Consider the following 15,175-nt stretch of genomic DNA (forward strand, 5'->3'; position numbering starts at 1 on the left):
CATCGCACCTTTAGCCTTTACCTTATAGTTCTATTCCTCTTTTATTTTATCAAAATTTTTTGTATATCCGCTCCTTATTCCAAAAGCTTTTTAGACAAAAAAACTTATCAATCCCAAAAGCGGAATTGATAAGTTTTTAGGTTCATGATCTTTACAGCGTAATAACTCCTGTAATAATAGCTACTAAAAGCATCACCATCGCTGTTCCAATCGTCCACTTTAAAGTAAAGCGCTGGAATTCACCAAGCTCGACTTTTGCCATACCGACCAATAGATACGTAGAAGCAACTAAAGGACTTAGTAAGTGAACAGGTTGACCAATCAATGAAGCACGGCCAATTTCTGCAGCATCAATACCGTATGCTGAAGCTGCTTGAGCAATAATTGGTAAAATTCCATAGTAGTAAGCATCATTTGACATAAAGAACGTAAATGGCATACTTGTGATGGCTGTAATCACAGACATGTAAGGCCCTAACGCATCTGGAATTAATCCTACTAAACTATTACCCATTGCATCTACCATTTTTGTACCTGATAAAATGCCTGTGAATACGCCTGCTGCGAATACAAGAGATACAACAGCAAGTACATTACCGGCATGTGCTGTGATACGCTCTTTTTGAACTTCTAAATTTGGATAGTTAATCATGATAGCGATTGCAAATCCAATCATAAACAGGATTTGAAGCGGCATAACTGCTGTGATAAGTCCTACTAATAATAGAGCTGTTAAAGCAAAGTTTACCCATAAAAGCTTCGGACGCTTGTACTCGATTCCTTCAGCAGCGGCTGCTTCTGCAAAAGCTACTTGAGCATTTGTAACGTCTTGAATATCAATAACACCTAAGCGCTGGCGCTCTTTTTTCCCGAAATAGTAAGCCGTAAATAATAACCAAACAGCTCCACCAATCATGGCTGGAATCAGTGGTGTGAACACCTGTGAAGCATCTAACTTCAATGCGCTCATCACACGAGCAGTAGGTCCGCCCCAAGGCGTTAAGTTCATAACTCCACTGCCCATAATAGCGATACAGGCTAAAATCATAGGCTTCATGTTTAGCTTTTTATAAAGCGGAAGCATCGCTGAGAGCGTAATCATATATGTTGTTGTTCCGTCTCCGTCTAATGAGATAATAAGAACTAAAATAGCTGTACCAATTGTGATTTTTAGTGGATCACCTTTTACGATTTTTAAAATTCTTCCTACAACTGGATCAAACAAACCAGCATCAATCATAATCCCAAAATATAAAATAGCAAACATTAACATAACGCCTGTAGGTGCTAATTCTTTTACACCATTTAAAGCCATTTCTCCAATATCACTTGTGAATCCCCCTATGATTGCAAACAATACTGGAATAACCATTAAAGCAATAAGCGGCGTTAATCGTTTTGTCATAATTAGAAACATAAATGTACAAACCATCAAAAACCCAAGAATAGCTAACATTATTACCCCTCCTATTTTTGAATCCGCTTTCATAACAGTGGAAGCGATTCGTTTGTATGTATGACTCGCATATGTATGCCAGTTCGTCTATACGATTACAACATCGCTTGTTCACTATTAAGTTGTACCTTAAAACTTTAAAATTTTCTGTTTTTTCTTAAAATAATCATAATTTACAGAAGGGTATAGTGTAAATAATTCGTACTATAAAAACTTTTAAAACTTTATGGGTAATTAAATCCTTTTTGTTCATTGGAAGAATAAAAGAAAGGAAGAGGAAAAAAGATAGGAAAATAAAAAACGGAGAGAGAGGAACTATTCTCGTGAATTATTCAATTTGAACTCTAAGAGAATAAGCTCCAGAATGAGGAGTTTTATTCCATTGAGCAAGAGACTCCTCTAAAAATGGAATGTTTTTCAACTTCTTTGTTTGGAACTTTTCTATTTTTGAATATTTCTCTAAAGCATACGTATTAGCAAACATTTCTTGCGTTCTATTTCCTTCTTTTAAAAGCGTTCCATTTGTCATACGATCCACATGATGGCCTAATTCATGCAGAATGATAAAAGCAAATTGATGAGGCTTTTTATTTTTTGTTGTATCGATAAAGACAATAGGACATTCCGTTACTGTATATTTAATATAGTCAATTTCAAACTGAAGTTTGCGCTTATCTTTTGGAAGGTTATCATTAAATTGGCCATAGTACACGCCTAGCACATCTTTCCCTTGCACTTTTACACTGCCTAAGCAATACACGCCTTTTAGCCCATCCCAGTCTTTTTCGTCTGTTACATTAGCAATTTCCTGCAGGGCGGCTTTTTGCTTCGCACTCATGACTCCATGAAACGTTACGCCATGAATTTGGATTTTTTCACTACGCTTAAACATCTTCTTGCCTCCTTTGCTAAATTCCTTCTACAACATATTATTTAGCAATAAGTATATTCATTCACAATACATGGTTAAAAACATGAAGTTAATGTCAAGATTCCCGTTTTGATGTTTTTTAACCCTGCTTATATGCTGCTTCGTTTATTTTCTATTTTTACTATATTACATATGTAGCCATTAATAAAATATCATTTTTTTATGATTTATCATTACTTTTTTTTATTTCTATTTTTGTTTATCGATAATCTGAAGCCTCCGTATCATTTTTAAATTTAAAACCATTGCTATATAAAGAAAAGGATAGCAAAAAAACGAGTATAGCGTCTTCCATTCGTTATAATAAAACACTTCTGTTTGGGCAGAAATGTATTCAAACAGGGTTGTAAGAATTACCCACACTGTAATATATAAAGCTTTTTTAGCCAAACTCTTGCTCTGTGGATAAAAATTTAAAAATACACTATTCGTTGCAGGATAAACAAAAATAAAAATTAAAAGATATTCAAAATCTACTCCTTTTGTGAAGAATCCATAAAGATCATATTTAACATCAAGATATATATCTGCTACCGATCCTAAAAACATGACAAACAAAGAAGTTGTATACATTTCTATCCAGCTGATACGCTTTGGCATAACTAGTACACTCAAAATAGAAATCACCGTTGTAAGAATTAAGAGCACCACGCTGAGAACCTCGTTTTCTATAGGAGATAGAAACAGCTTTCCCATTGGATATTAAATTCATTCTGAAGGCTAAAAAATTAAGACTTCGTAAAAAAAGAGATTGAAGCATAACGAAGTCAAGATAATCTAAATACGAACTGAGATAAATGTTTTGGACTGCTTGGCACACCGCTGTTGATTTCCGCGCAAGACTTTGCTTTTCGCGGGCGGCCGCTGAGCATCCCCGTCGCTCATGCTCCTGCGGGGTCTCATCCATTCCACTTCACCCCTAGGAGTCTTCGCTTTACCCTCTAAACAGCTAGAAGCAAATATATATAATCTACGTTCACCATCACAATAAAAAATCCGAACGAGTTGGATTCTCTATCAAGAATCTCAATTCATCGTTCGGATCTTCTTTCAACTGAACTACTTTTGTTTCAGCTTCTTTTTGTTAACGAAAGGAAATGATGCAAGAACCAAGCTCTTGCTGTCCCCATTTAAGTGAAAGCTCATCATGATGAGTAAGCGGACCTACTCCCTCAGGTGTACCTGTAAAAATAAGGTCTCCTTTATCAAGACCAAAATGTTTTCCTGTAAAATCAATAATCGTTTGTAAGTCAAAAATCAAATCTTTAATATTCCCCAGCTGCACGCGTTCATTGTTTTTCACTAGCGAAAAGTTTTTCTTCTTAGATGCTTCTACTCCTTCAAATGGAATAAAGTTTCCCACAACCGCTGAATGTTTGAATCCTTTTGCAAGCAGCCAAGGGTGCTTTTTTTGTTTTAATTCGCTCTGCACGTCTCGAAGAGTCAAGTCTAATCCAATCGTCATCTCGTCAACGAGTTCATCCACTGTTATGCCTTCTTTGTAAGATTGTCCAATATGAAGAATCAGTTCAGTTTCAAAGTGCACCTCTCCTTGGTCGCTAGGAAGAGTGATTGATTGTCCAGCTGCTTCAACGAGAGCGTGAGTAGGTTTGGAAAATAAAAAAGGTGATGTTGGAATATCATTATGTAATTCTTTTGCATGCAGTGCGTAGTTTCGGCCTACACAATAAATATTTTTAATATCTTTCACTTTCATCATCCCTTCTTTCGTTCAAATAAAGATTTTTTAACTTATATTCTTTTATTTTACAAGAAAAAAAGACTGGGACATAATAAAATGAATCTACTCTAAAGACGGAACATGGGGATAAATGAGCTGAACTGCTTGTGACACCTCTGTTGATTTCCGTGCAACAGCTAGAAGGACCTGCCCACACGAAGCCTACGTTCACCAGGACCATAAAAAAACACGAACGATCTATCAAAAATAGATCGTTCGTGTTTAACGTTAGCGAAACAACTTTTCTCACATTCTCTTTCTTTCAATCTGTTATTTTCTAGCCCATTTTGTAATGCCTTTGATATCATCTGGAGTTGTACGGCAGCACCCTCCGATTAACTGAGCACCTGCTTCATACCAGCTGTGAGCGCTGCAGCCATACGTTTCGCCAGCAGATGTCCCGTTCCATGTTTTAGATTCAGCATCATAATGCTCCCCTGAATTTGGATACACAATGACTGGCTTATCCGTTTGAGATTTAATTTCTTTAATAAGTGAAGAAATATATTGAGGCGGCGTACAGTTAACTCCAAGAGCCGCTACTTGCTCATAAGAATCCAGATAGCGTGCACACTCCGAGATTAATGTTCCGCTGCTAATGTGCAGGTCATCTTTTGCGCTGAACGTAATCCATGCGTACGCTCCTTCAAACTCTTGTAGCAGCCTCGCAATAGCTCTTGCTTCCATTACATTAGGAATAGTTTCACAAGCTAATACGTCCGCTCCTGCCTCAACTAATGCTTTCATACGAGGACGATGAAATTCCATTAACTCTTCTTCTGTTACGTCATACTGTCCAGTATATTCCGATCCGTTTGCTAAAAATGCTCCGTAAGGCCCTACCGAAGCGGCGACAATTGGTTTGGGACGATTAAGACGATTCTCTTCTTGGTGCCAAAATTCATCTCTTGCTTCAGCCGCAATTTTTACAGATGCTTGAATTAACTCGCGAGCCTCTGCTTCACTCAGTCCACGTTTAGCAAAACCTTCAAATGTGCTTTGATAGCTTGCTGTAATCGCACAGTCAGCTCCTGCTTCAAAGTAATCTTGATGCACTCTCTTAATCAATTCCGGCTGCTCCATCAGCACTTTTGCAGACCATAAGCTGTCGTTTAAATCACAGCCATATCTTTCAAGTTCAGTTGCCATTGCACCATCTAGTACAATCACAGGGAATGTATGTAAAATTTGTTGGATAGGATTCATTGTTTAATCTAGGGTTGTCCACTAGCAGTTAGCTTCGATTACCCTATCCTCCTTTCAGATAATTTAAAATATATGCAAAAAAGTCTAAAGGACTAGGCAACTTTTGTCAAGAAACCGAAAAAACAAGCATGGATTTATAACCAAGCTTTTTTTAACCGCCTTATTCCTTCTTCTATTTCTTCTCTCCTCAAACTTCCGAAGCCTAACAAAATATGAGGTTTTTGTTTAGGTACTTCCGTAAGCCAATAACGAGAGGTACCGTAGACGGAGACATCTTGCTTTCGAGCTGCGTTAATTAATTGCTGTTCGTTCATATCGTTGTGTACGCGTACAAGTATATGCAAACCTGCCAATTCACCTGATATCGTAATGTTTTCGTTAAACTCTTTCTTTAAAGCTGCTAAAAGAGTACTGTGTTTCAGTTGATAAGCAGTTCTCACTCTTCTTAAATGCTTATTCCACTCTCCATTTTTCATTATCAGCCCGAGCGTCTGTTGATGGAGAGTTGGAACAGCTTGCTCGTATAAAGAGAAACGTTGTTCATGATATGTTTTTAGAAGAACTTCAGGTAACACAAAGTAGCTGATTCTTAAAGAAGGCATAAAAGATTTTGAAAATGTACCTGTATAAATGACGCGACCATTCGAATCCAAGCTTTGCAATGAAGGAATAGGACTTCCTTTATAACGAAACTCTCCGTCATAATCGTCCTCGATAATAAACCCATTGCAGTCATTCGCCCATTCAAGAAGCTCTATTCTTCTTGAAACGGGCATGATCATTCCATATGGAAACTGATGAGATGGTGTAACATAAACAGCTCGTGTTTGGCTATCATAAAGCTCTTGAATGTTTATGCCTTTGCTGTTAAGCGACACGGGTTTTAAGGAAAATCCATGCTGCTTAAATACAAAGCTAGCCCCGTCATAACAAGGATTTTCAAAGGCAATATCTCTGATGCTTTGCTTTAACATCTGCGCTAATAAACTGAGTGATTGCTGCGTACCTGCTCCAATAACAATTTGATGTTTTGAACAAACCACTCCTCTTGACTGATAAAGGTACGTCGCAATTTCTTCACGCAGTGATTCTTCTCCTTGACTTTCTTGATACGTGAACAAAGCTTCTCTATAAGTTTGAAGACTTTCATTGTATCGTTTTTTCCACTCATTCAAGGGAAACAAACGGCTATCAACTTTTCCATACCGAAAATCATAGGTACACGACTTTGTTTCTGAGTGAGGGTGTAAAAATACAGTCGGCTTTCTATCTGTTTGCAGTAAATCAAACCGTGTATTCGTTACGTACAGTCCACTTTTGGGCTTGCTTTCTACATACCCTTCAGCTAAAAGCTGCTGATAGGCCATATCTACAGTATTTCGACTTACGTTTAAGTAAGCAGCAAGAGACCGGATAGAAGGCAGTTTGTCATTCACTTCTACCCTGCTGGACACAATTTCTTTTTTTATATATTCATATAGCTGGTGATACAAAGGTATATCATCCTTGCGGTTTAATAAAGGTGTGAACTTCACGCTAGCTCCTTTCATCTGTCCCTATTTTATTTTTCAAATCTGGCTCTTTTAGAGGAGATGCATTTCTTTTACTATAAGTGTAGATCATCTGATTAAAAAGGAGAAGATTTAATGACTACTATTACAATTCGTCAAGCTAATGCTGCTGACATGGAAGCACTTATTTCATTAATGAACGAATACATTGTTGATTTTTACAAGCGCCCTCAGCCTACCAAAAAGCAGCTGAGAAATTTGATTAATCACTTGTTTCACCATCCGGATGCTGGCGTTCAGTTTATCGCGACTCAAAATGACGAGGCAGTAGGTTTTTCAACGCTTTATTTTACATTTAGCACCACGCGTGTAAAGCCTGTAGCGATTTTAAATGACTTGTACGTTATAGAAAAAGCAAGAGGACAAAAAATTGGCGAAAAATTATTTTCTACTAGTCACCAGTATACAAAAGAACAGCAGTATGCAGCTATGTCTTGGGAAACGGCTCGTGATAATACAAGAGCCCAAACGCTTTACAGAAAAATGGGCGGAAATGTAACGAACGATGAATGGATTCACTACGACATTTCAAACAATATTTTATAATATTCTTCCATCCATAAAGTTTTAACACGTTCTTAACACTCCTTTCATAAATGTGTTTTATGATGAATACGACAAATAAATCAGTTTCTGTATGTATTTGTCACATTCTCTGTTAAAGTTTTCACAAAGTGTTCAAACTTTAAGTGAAAACGCTTTCTATTTTTGTGTATAATAAAAATATGCAAATGAAAATGAATGTTACAGCTCGTTAATCATACACATTTTAAATATGGAAGGAGTTTTGAAAATGATTTTAAAAGCATTAAGAAAAAACGGGGCCGTTACAATTAACTATTATAAAAACGGTTTGCTTCAAACGTTTAAAGGAAAAGTACAGCGCCTAGATTTAACAGACCAAACGCTTTCATTAAAAGATGAACAGCAAAATACTTTCTCTATTCGCTTATCGGGAATTAAAGAAATTTATTGATGAATAGTTTACAGTAAAAAAGAACATGATGTTCATTCTGCTTTGCAGAAGTCATCATGTTCTTTTGATTTTAGCTTTATTTAGCTGGTGTTTCTGTTTCTTCTTTCCCGTACATATATTTGGAAGGGTCGACTGTTTGGAAATCCTTCAGCTTGTGGAAACGAAGTAAGTCTCCATAAAGAACCTGATCAGATAACTCCAGTTCTTTCGCTACCTTCTGTTTATAAGCTTTCATTTGATTATTTTCGTTAAGCGCTTGGCCCGTCTTAGAATCATAATACGTTCCATCCACTAATGTATACTTCGGAGATACGTAGTTGCCATTACGGAATGCCACTACATCATCATGATTTTTAGAAAATAAATCTGTACCAAATTGGATAAATTCTTTGCTGTCAATTCCTACTAAATGAAGAAGAGTTGGCACAACGTCAATTTCTCCACCGTACGTATGATTAACTCCGCCTTTCACTCCAGGAACGTGAATAAATAGAGGTACACGCTGCAGCTGAGCATTTTCATAAGGCGTAATTTCTTTTCCTATTACTTTTTCCATTGCCGCATTATGATTTTCAGAAATACCGTAGTGATCTCCATAAATCATAATCACAGAATTATCATAAAGCCCAGAAGCTTTCAGTTCTTGGAAGAAAGATTGCAATGATTCGTCTAAATAACGAGCCGTTTGGAAATAACGGTCAACTGTTGCATCGCCCGTGTTAGCCGGCTGGATGCTTGCCTCATTGTTTCCAAGTAAAAATGGAAAATGATTTGTTAACGTAATTAAATGCGCATAGAACGGCTGTGGTAAAGACTGCAGCATTGGAACAGATTCTTTAAAGAACGGTTTGTCTTTTAAGCCATAATTAATTTTATTTTCACCCGCCATATTGTAATAACTTGCATCAAAGAACTTATCCACACCGAACTGCTTGTAAATTTCGTTACGGTTCCAAAACGTCTTATAGTCTCCGTGAAGCACAGCGCTCGTATAGCCAGCTTTTTGATCTAAAATAGCTGGTGCTGCCTGATACGTATTGCTTCCTTTCAGTACAAAGGCAGAACCTTGAGGAAGGCCGTATAGAGAGTTGTCCATCATCAGCTCAGCATCTGATGTTTTTCCTTGTCCTGTTTGATGAAAGAAGTTATCAAAATACGTAAAGTCATTTCCATGGGCCAATGAATTTAAGAAAGGTGTCACTTCCTGGCCATTTAATTTGTAATCAATTAAAAAAGACTGAAATGATTCCAAATGAATTTTAATAATATTTTTCCCTTTAGCTTTTCCAAAATAAACGGAATTAGGCTCCGCATAGTGACTGTTTTTAAAATTAACGACGTTTGTTAAATCATTGCTGCTTGCAAAAGCTCGCTGTTTAGAGTTTTGAGCAGTTTGAACACCGTCATACATCGTATAATTATATGCCCCTAAATACTTTACTAAATAATTGCGGTCAAAAGTTCGAGATAGAAGCTGCGGGCGATCAATTTCTGCTAATGTTAAGTTGACAGAAAAGACCATGAATCCTAAAGAAAGAATGGTTACAGCATTCTTAACCGATACTTTTTCATTATGCCAGTCAATTTTTTTACTAAAAAAGAAGAAAAAATAAATAATAAAATCAACAAAATAAAAAACATCATGCGCTTTTAATAAATCCATAATGCTTCCGCCCATACTTCCTGCATTACTTGTCTGCAACAGTGTGGGAAGCGTTACAAAATCGTTAAAAAAACGATAATAGAGAATGTTGCTGTATAACAGCAGCGTCATAATGAAACTGCCTGCAAGAATCCAAGCTCCTGCTTTCTTTCCTTTAAAAAATAAGCCGATTCCTAAAAAAATCAGCACTGAACTCACAGGGTTTATGAACAGCAGCATTTGCTGCATTACGCCGCTTACGCCTAAATTAAATTCAGTTTTATAAGCCACATACGACTTTATCCACATTAAAACAGCGGCTAATATGAAATAGTGCAGCGGCTTAGAAACGATTCGCTTCATTTTGATTTTCCTTTCTCGATTAGTTTATGAGTAGATTCACAAAGAACATATAGAAAACCTTTATCATTATACTCATAGAAAATGAAAATTAAATGAAATCCTAGCCTTCACAACTATAGATAGATTCTTTAAATTCATCTACTAGTTTACCTAATACCCATAAATAAATAAACTAAAATCACCTTTTTTATCATAAAACCCCTTATCCCCTCATATACTGTATTCTGTTGCAACACCCGTACTGCAAACTTGTGCATTTTTTCACAATTTATCTACAAACTATTCTCATCTTGCTGTATAATAATAATTCTGCCTTGAGCATTCTTCAAATTCTTATGCTTAAGCCACAGCTTTCTTTTCATAACAGATGCACACATGAAAGGAGATGAATAAATGATTTTAAAAGCGTTAAAGAAAAACAAACATGTAACCGTGAATTATTACGAAAATGGCCTGCTTCAAACCTTCAAAGGAAAAATCCAAAATTTAAACCTAACCGACCAAACCCTCTCCCTACGAGATGAAAAACAAAACATTTTTTCCATTCGTTTGTCTGGCATTAAAGAAATTTATTAACAAAAAAGATCCTGAAGAATTCTTCTAGGATCTTTTTTGTATTTTTTATCCATTAGTTATTGAAAAATCATCCAATTGATGTTAAATTAACTTTACATAATGTTAAATCAACTTAACAAATTTATTGAAAAGTCAGCGGGTGATCATATTGACTCTTATTAATCACGTAAAAGAGCTTAGAGCTAAACATGGATATACGCAAGGAGATTTAGCTGAAAAAGTTGGAGCCACTCGCCAAACCATTGCAGCTATTGAAAAGGGAAATTACGTTCCTTCCCTACTACTTGGTTTAACAATTTGTGATGTCTTTCAATTAAAAATGGAAGATGTTTTTACACTTCAAAAGGAGGAGAAAAATGTTGAGTAATGTTATTAAATCTTATTTGTTGAATGTAGTTTCTCTGTTGTGCGTAGGTTGGTTTTTATATGATTTTTTAAGCCTAAATATTCAATTTAGTGAAGTTATGACCGACCCTGAACCTCCGTGGGAAATTACTATGTCTATAGGCTCTTTTGCTTCTTTAATTGTTCTTTCAATTGTCTCATTTTTTTACTACCGCGCGCGTAAAAAGACGAAGAACGTTTCGCCTTTATTATTTCCGTTTGAATTTGCAGAAGAAGATGAACGTGAAAAGATGATAACAGCAGAAGCTTGTAAAAAAGCCTTTGTTTTCCTCCTATTTTCTATTCCTATAGGTGCTATATTAATAGCTTTTTATCCGCTGTTACCTAATTCTTTTAGCTTCTATCCCATTGCCGTTCTTTTGCTTCTTTCTCTTGTACAGTTAACGGTTTATTACGTATCAATTAGTAAGATTTATCGGTGATTAAAAAAGGGTTGTTCTAAAAAGAACAACCCTTTTTTAATCTAATAATTCAATGAATTCCCCCACAAAAATAATCCGACCTACATCTATTTCACTATTTTTTCATTTTCTCTGTCTATATTGAACTATAACAATTGAACGATGTATGTTACCTTCCACTGCAGTTTTTCTTCAGTGTTCAGTTGCAAAATATGAAAGATAAAAGGAGCATATCAATGGCAGCTAATAAATGGACAAAATGGATGATTGGTTTATCGAGCGTTGCTGCATTTACCACTTTTATAGGACTTTCTCAAAAATATGATCAAACAAATTCAACAACTACAGCACTAAATAACGATGCATCAGCTGATAATTCATCTCAAACTCAAACGGAAAATGAGACGGACCTATTTCCAGATTCAGGATCTGACTCCAATACGGACAATGGAACTAACGGGCAAGATCAATGGTCAAGTGACAGTTCTAGTGAGCAAAGTGATCAGTGGTCAGACGATGATTCAAGTAATCAGCAAGATCAGTGGTCTAATGATGATTCCGGAAATAGTCAGGATAATTGGGGCAATAACGATGATTTTTCTATGCAATCAAGACCTTCTTAAGGATGTGATGTAATGAGCTACTCATTTAAAGCAATGAATACCGAATTTAACGTATATCAGCTTGAAACACATGTCAGCCAAAAAGTGGAGAGCTGGTGTTATCTTGTAGAAGAAACCCTAAGCCGCTTTCTTCCAACAAGCGAACTTTCACAGCTTAATTCGCTGAACGGAAGATTATTTTTACCGTCAAAAATGTTGTATGAAGCTGTAAAAACAGCCTCTTACTATTACAATGAGACAAACGGAATTTTCAACCCATTTCTGTATCATTCTATTCAAACTCTAGGATATGACCAAAGTTTTGAACAACTGCCTAACAATCAGCTTCCTCAAGAAGTAGAAGCTTTTGATGCTGTTAACCCTCTTATGATTCATAAAGGAATGAGAAGTATTCACCTTGCTTCTAATGTCGGCCTGGATTTAGGCGGAATCGCAAAAGGTTGGAGCATTCAGCAAATGGCGAATCAATTAAAGAAAAAAGGAACTTCACTTGGGGCAATCGATGGAGGCGGTGATATTGTAACATGGGGGCCTGCTAGCAAGCACTGGTCTATTGCGCTCTCTCATCCATTTGATTTATCAAAAAATCTCATGAGTATTAAAGTAAAGAGCAACAGCGGCATTGCCACAAGCAGTGTGGGCAAGCGTTTGTGGAAAGTAAACGGCCACACTCACCATCATATTATTGACGGCAGAATCAGCAAGCCTAGTTCATCAGAACTTCTGCAAGCAACGGTTGTTTCAGAAGACTTGACCGTTTCTGAAGTCTATGCAAAATGCATGCTTATTCTCGGATGGGACGCCGGATTAAGATTAGCTAAAATGCATCACCCTTCTTTAGAGGTCATTGCGGTTACAAAAGAAGGCGAAGTGTTAATCGAAAAAAATGTGAAAGGTCAGGTATACCATTATGGCTACTCTCCTCGCGCAATTTAGTGCCCACTTTCCCGTTTGGAATACCATTCGGGCAGCCGGCTTAACTTCTTATTTACTCATGTTTGTATCGGTTGCCGCTGGCATTTCTCACAGCTTTTCATTTTTTAAACCAAAACGAAAAAAACAGCTTTTGCTGGTTCATCAATCATCAGGGTGGTTCGGGTTATTATTTGGTATGATTCACGGACTTGTTTTATCATTTGATCAATCTATTCATTTTTCACTTTCTGACATTTTAATTCCGTTCACTTCCGATTACAAACCAATTAGCACAGGTCTTGGTACTATTTCACTCTACATTTTATTCGTACTGATCATCACATCCGATTTTATAAAACAGCTGGGGAGAAAAACATGGAAAGCTATTCATTTTCTTGCTTTTCCAGGCTATTTGCTTGCACTGTATCACGGCATTACTTCTGGAACAGATACACAGCAGCCGCTTGTTCTTGGGATGTACAGCATCACTGGCTGCACCGTTTTGATTTTGCTTTTTTTACGAATTCAACACCAGTCAGCTCCTAAGAACCAAAAAAAAGCTCAGGAAAACTAAAAAACGCACTCTATCATAGAGTGCGTTTTTTCTTATCCGCGTCCTGCTTGGAATGATGGGTACTGTGTCATACCGCCGTCAGCAAAGAGCGTAATCCCTGTTACATAACTTGCCTCTGAAGAAGCTAACCATGCAGCAACCGCTGCAATTTCTTCCGGCTCTCCGATGTATCCCATTGGAATCATGCTTTCTACATCTGCACGCTGCTCAGGATCAGCAAATTTTTCAGCGTTAATCGGTGTATTAATCGCTCCCGGTCCAATGTTATTTACACGAATACCTTTTGGAGCGTATTCTAATGCAAGTGTTTCAGTCATGAGCTTCATTCCGCCTTTACTTGCTGCGTAATGAACAAATAACGGCCAAGGAATTTTCTCGTGAACACTCGACATGTTAATAACTGTTCCCTTAATATCATTTTCCACAAAATATTTAATCGCTTCACGGCTGCCTAAAAATGCTCCCGTTAAGTTCGTATCAATGACTTTATTCCAATCGCTTAAAGACATTTCATGAGATGAAACCGGATTTTCCATTCCTGCGTTATTAATCATAACGTCTAACTTTCCAAATTCTTTAATAGCAGATTGAACTAGATTGATCACGTCAGACTCAACTGTTACGTCACCTTTAACGGCAATTGCCTCTCCGCCGACTTTTTTAATTTCTTCTAAAACGCTGTTAGCTTCTTCTTCTTTCGAACGATAATTCACAACTACCTTGGCTTTTTCTGTCGCAAAGCGAATCGCCATTGATTTTCCCAAACCGGTAGATGAACCTGTTATGACAACTACTTTTCCTTCTAAATCTTTATACATTGTTAATACCCTCCTAGTTAGCTTTTGGCGAGCCCTAACATGACTCCTGCTATGATGATCAGTATAATTCCAATAATAATCCCAACTAGCTGACGCTTCGTTTTCTTCTCACCTAAAATAATGATCCCGCCTAATGTTGAAATGACGATTCCCATTTGGGAAAGCGAAAAGCTTGTCGCTACGCCTACTTTAGGTTGTGAGATGAATAAAAACATATTACCAGCGGCCCAAATAAGACCTGGGATAATGTTGCGAATTGCATATTTATTAAATGGCTTATGCTTAAACGTCAGCAATACTCCTCCAATAACCATACCAATCGCTTGAGGTAATAAAGCCGACCATCCGTCTACATTAAATAGACGGGCTACTACAACATAAACTAAATAACCAACGGTTGAAATTAATAAAATAACAATTCCTTTTTTGAAGTTTCCTTTTCCTTCTTCAGCCTCTTTCTCTTCTTTGCTTTGAAGTGATGCTAAAACAATCCCTACAATAATAAAGATAAGAGCGAGCACACCAAGAATGATTGAAGTTTTTGTAGACCACTCGTGAAACACAATTACTCCAAATAATGAAGTGGAAACTAATTGAAGCCCAGTTGAAATAGGCATCGTTTTAGAAACTCCAATTAAATCAATACTTTTCAGCTGATTACTTTGTCCAACTGCCCAAAATAGCCCCGATACAACTCCAACGCCAAAGATTAAAGGTGTAAGCGTAGGGTGTACAAAAATATAAATACCTATGGAGAAAATCAAAGCTCCCAATGTAGTTCCAAGCGTTTGACTATAAGGTCCTCCGCCTAGTTTCACATTGAAAAGCACAATGCTTCCCCAAAATATGGCTGGTAAGACGGCTAAAAATATGTCCATGTTTCAAAACCTTCCTGTGCTAAAATTAAATGTCAAAGTGCATATTCCCCAATTTTTCCGCCATTAATCCTTTTTCAGGGACATTTTATGAATTAATGA

Annotated in this window: 17 protein-coding genes; 8 read left to right on the top strand and 9 right to left on the bottom strand. The window is 36.9% G+C overall.

The window, feature by feature from the left end; genetic code table 11:
- Positions 1-151 precede the first annotated feature (151 nt).
- From ACFX40_RS04795 to pdxR, 6 genes are all read right to left on the bottom strand, one after another.
- Positions 152-1,456 (bottom strand): CitMHS family transporter, encoded by a 1,305-nt coding sequence (locus tag ACFX40_RS04795; RefSeq protein WP_028407583.1) that lies wholly within the window; start codon positions 1,454-1,456, stop codon positions 152-154.
- 328 nt (positions 1,457-1,784) lie between these two features.
- Positions 1,785-2,348, bottom strand: a complete 564-nt coding sequence (locus ACFX40_RS04800) for an ImmA/IrrE family metallo-endopeptidase (protein ID WP_377237351.1) — start codon at positions 2,346-2,348, stop codon at positions 1,785-1,787.
- Between the two features lie 228 nt (positions 2,349-2,576).
- Positions 2,577-3,002, bottom strand: coding sequence for a CBO0543 family protein (locus ACFX40_RS04805; protein WP_176528180.1), 426 nt, complete (start codon positions 3,000-3,002; stop codon positions 2,577-2,579).
- Positions 3,003-3,471: 469 nt separating this feature from the next.
- Positions 3,472-4,104, bottom strand: coding sequence for a fumarylacetoacetate hydrolase family protein (locus ACFX40_RS04810; RefSeq protein ID WP_028407580.1), 633 nt, complete (start codon positions 4,102-4,104; stop codon positions 3,472-3,474).
- A gap of 294 nt (positions 4,105-4,398) precedes the next feature.
- Positions 4,399-5,334: a homocysteine S-methyltransferase gene (mmuM, locus tag ACFX40_RS04815; RefSeq protein ID WP_028407579.1), complete on the bottom strand. Its 936-nt coding sequence runs from the start codon at positions 5,332-5,334 to the stop codon at positions 4,399-4,401.
- A gap of 134 nt (positions 5,335-5,468) precedes the next feature.
- Entirely contained in the window at positions 5,469-6,869 is a 1,401-nt protein-coding gene (pdxR, locus tag ACFX40_RS04820) for a MocR-like pyridoxine biosynthesis transcription factor PdxR (protein ID WP_377254326.1), read from the bottom strand.
- A 111-nt stretch (positions 6,870-6,980) separates the two neighbouring features.
- Between pdxR and ACFX40_RS04825 the strand changes: the two genes are divergently transcribed.
- Together ACFX40_RS04825 and ACFX40_RS04830 are read left to right on the top strand one after the other, a co-directional pair.
- A complete protein-coding gene (locus ACFX40_RS04825) occupies positions 6,981-7,451 on the top strand; it encodes a GNAT family N-acetyltransferase (RefSeq protein ID WP_028407577.1) in 471 nt (156 codons plus the stop codon).
- A 229-nt stretch (positions 7,452-7,680) separates the two neighbouring features.
- Positions 7,681-7,881, top strand: coding sequence for a YolD-like family protein (locus ACFX40_RS04830; protein ID WP_074893948.1), 201 nt, complete (start codon positions 7,681-7,683; stop codon positions 7,879-7,881).
- A gap of 76 nt (positions 7,882-7,957) precedes the next feature.
- On the opposite strand, the gene ltaS is transcribed toward ACFX40_RS04830, so the two are convergent.
- Positions 7,958-9,886 carry a lipoteichoic acid synthase gene (gene ltaS / locus ACFX40_RS04835; RefSeq protein WP_377254329.1) on the bottom strand — a complete coding sequence of 643 codons (1,929 nt, stop codon included), beginning with the start codon at positions 9,884-9,886 and terminating at the stop codon, positions 7,958-7,960.
- Positions 9,887-10,279: 393 nt separating this feature from the next.
- On the opposite strand from ltaS, the gene ACFX40_RS04840 reads away from it, so the two are divergent.
- From ACFX40_RS04840 to ACFX40_RS04865, 6 genes are all read left to right on the top strand, one after another.
- The gene (locus ACFX40_RS04840) at positions 10,280-10,462 is read left to right on the top strand and encodes a YolD-like family protein (RefSeq protein ID WP_013081871.1); all 183 of its coding nucleotides are present in this window, start codon (positions 10,280-10,282) and stop codon (positions 10,460-10,462) included.
- A gap of 148 nt (positions 10,463-10,610) precedes the next feature.
- Positions 10,611-10,829 carry a helix-turn-helix transcriptional regulator gene (locus ACFX40_RS04845; protein ID WP_013081870.1) on the top strand — a complete coding sequence of 73 codons (219 nt, stop codon included), beginning with the start codon at positions 10,611-10,613 and terminating at the stop codon, positions 10,827-10,829.
- Positions 10,819-11,289: a DUF2178 domain-containing protein gene (locus tag ACFX40_RS04850; RefSeq protein WP_377254332.1), complete on the top strand. Its 471-nt coding sequence runs from the start codon at positions 10,819-10,821 to the stop codon at positions 11,287-11,289. Before ACFX40_RS04845 ends, ACFX40_RS04850 begins: the two co-directional genes overlap by 11 nt.
- 215 nt (positions 11,290-11,504) lie before the next feature.
- Complete coding sequence (locus ACFX40_RS04855) at positions 11,505-11,891, top strand: hypothetical protein (RefSeq protein ID WP_377254335.1); 387 nt, start codon at positions 11,505-11,507, stop codon at positions 11,889-11,891.
- Between the two features lie 12 nt (positions 11,892-11,903).
- Positions 11,904-12,827 carry an FAD:protein FMN transferase gene (locus ACFX40_RS04860; protein WP_377254338.1) on the top strand — a complete coding sequence of 308 codons (924 nt, stop codon included), beginning with the start codon at positions 11,904-11,906 and terminating at the stop codon, positions 12,825-12,827.
- Positions 12,802-13,380 (top strand): ferric reductase-like transmembrane domain-containing protein, encoded by a 579-nt coding sequence (locus tag ACFX40_RS04865; RefSeq protein ID WP_028407572.1) that lies wholly within the window; start codon positions 12,802-12,804, stop codon positions 13,378-13,380. The genes ACFX40_RS04860 and ACFX40_RS04865 overlap by 26 nt, the downstream gene beginning before the upstream one ends.
- Positions 13,381-13,412: 32 nt before the next feature.
- Here ACFX40_RS04865 and gdh read toward each other — a convergent pair whose 3' ends face one another.
- A complete protein-coding gene (gdh, locus tag ACFX40_RS04870; RefSeq protein WP_043980290.1) occupies positions 13,413-14,198 on the bottom strand; it encodes a glucose 1-dehydrogenase in 786 nt (261 codons plus the stop codon).
- A gap of 17 nt (positions 14,199-14,215) precedes the next feature.
- A complete protein-coding gene (locus ACFX40_RS04875) occupies positions 14,216-15,076 on the bottom strand; it encodes a RhaT/GlcU family sugar-proton symporter (RefSeq protein WP_028407570.1) in 861 nt (286 codons plus the stop codon).
- Positions 15,077-15,175: the final 99 nt, after the last annotated feature.

The organism is Priestia sp. YIM B13552 (assembly GCF_042787775.1).
In the GTDB taxonomy this organism is placed as follows: domain Bacteria; phylum Bacillota; class Bacilli; order Bacillales; family Bacillaceae_H; genus Priestia; species Priestia megaterium_E.

Coding starts and splice junctions, on each gene's coding strand:
- ACFX40_RS04795 (WP_028407583.1), bottom strand. CDS start 1,456: ATGTTAGCTATTCTTGGGTTTTTGATGGTTTGTACATTTATGTTTCTA.
- ACFX40_RS04800 (WP_377237351.1), bottom strand. CDS start 2,348: ATGTTTAAGCGTAGTGAAAAAATCCAAATTCATGGCGTAACGTTTCAT.
- ACFX40_RS04810 (WP_028407580.1), bottom strand. CDS start 4,104: ATGAAAGTGAAAGATATTAAAAATATTTATTGTGTAGGCCGAAACTAC.
- mmuM (WP_028407579.1), bottom strand. CDS start 5,334: ATGAATCCTATCCAACAAATTTTACATACATTCCCTGTGATTGTACTA.
- ACFX40_RS04825 (WP_028407577.1), top strand. CDS start 6,981: ATGACTACTATTACAATTCGTCAAGCTAATGCTGCTGACATGGAAGCA.
- ACFX40_RS04830 (WP_074893948.1), top strand. CDS start 7,681: ATGGAAGGAGTTTTGAAAATGATTTTAAAAGCATTAAGAAAAAACGGG.
- ltaS (WP_377254329.1), bottom strand. CDS start 9,886: ATGAAGCGAATCGTTTCTAAGCCGCTGCACTATTTCATATTAGCCGCT.
- ACFX40_RS04840 (WP_013081871.1), top strand. CDS start 10,280: ATGATTTTAAAAGCGTTAAAGAAAAACAAACATGTAACCGTGAATTAT.
- ACFX40_RS04850 (WP_377254332.1), top strand. CDS start 10,819: ATGTTGAGTAATGTTATTAAATCTTATTTGTTGAATGTAGTTTCTCTG.
- ACFX40_RS04855 (WP_377254335.1), top strand. CDS start 11,505: ATGGCAGCTAATAAATGGACAAAATGGATGATTGGTTTATCGAGCGTT.
- ACFX40_RS04860 (WP_377254338.1), top strand. CDS start 11,904: ATGAGCTACTCATTTAAAGCAATGAATACCGAATTTAACGTATATCAG.
- ACFX40_RS04865 (WP_028407572.1), top strand. CDS start 12,802: ATGGCTACTCTCCTCGCGCAATTTAGTGCCCACTTTCCCGTTTGGAAT.
- gdh (WP_043980290.1), bottom strand. CDS start 14,198: ATGTATAAAGATTTAGAAGGAAAAGTAGTTGTCATAACAGGTTCATCT.
- ACFX40_RS04875 (WP_028407570.1), bottom strand. CDS start 15,076: ATGGACATATTTTTAGCCGTCTTACCAGCCATATTTTGGGGAAGCATT.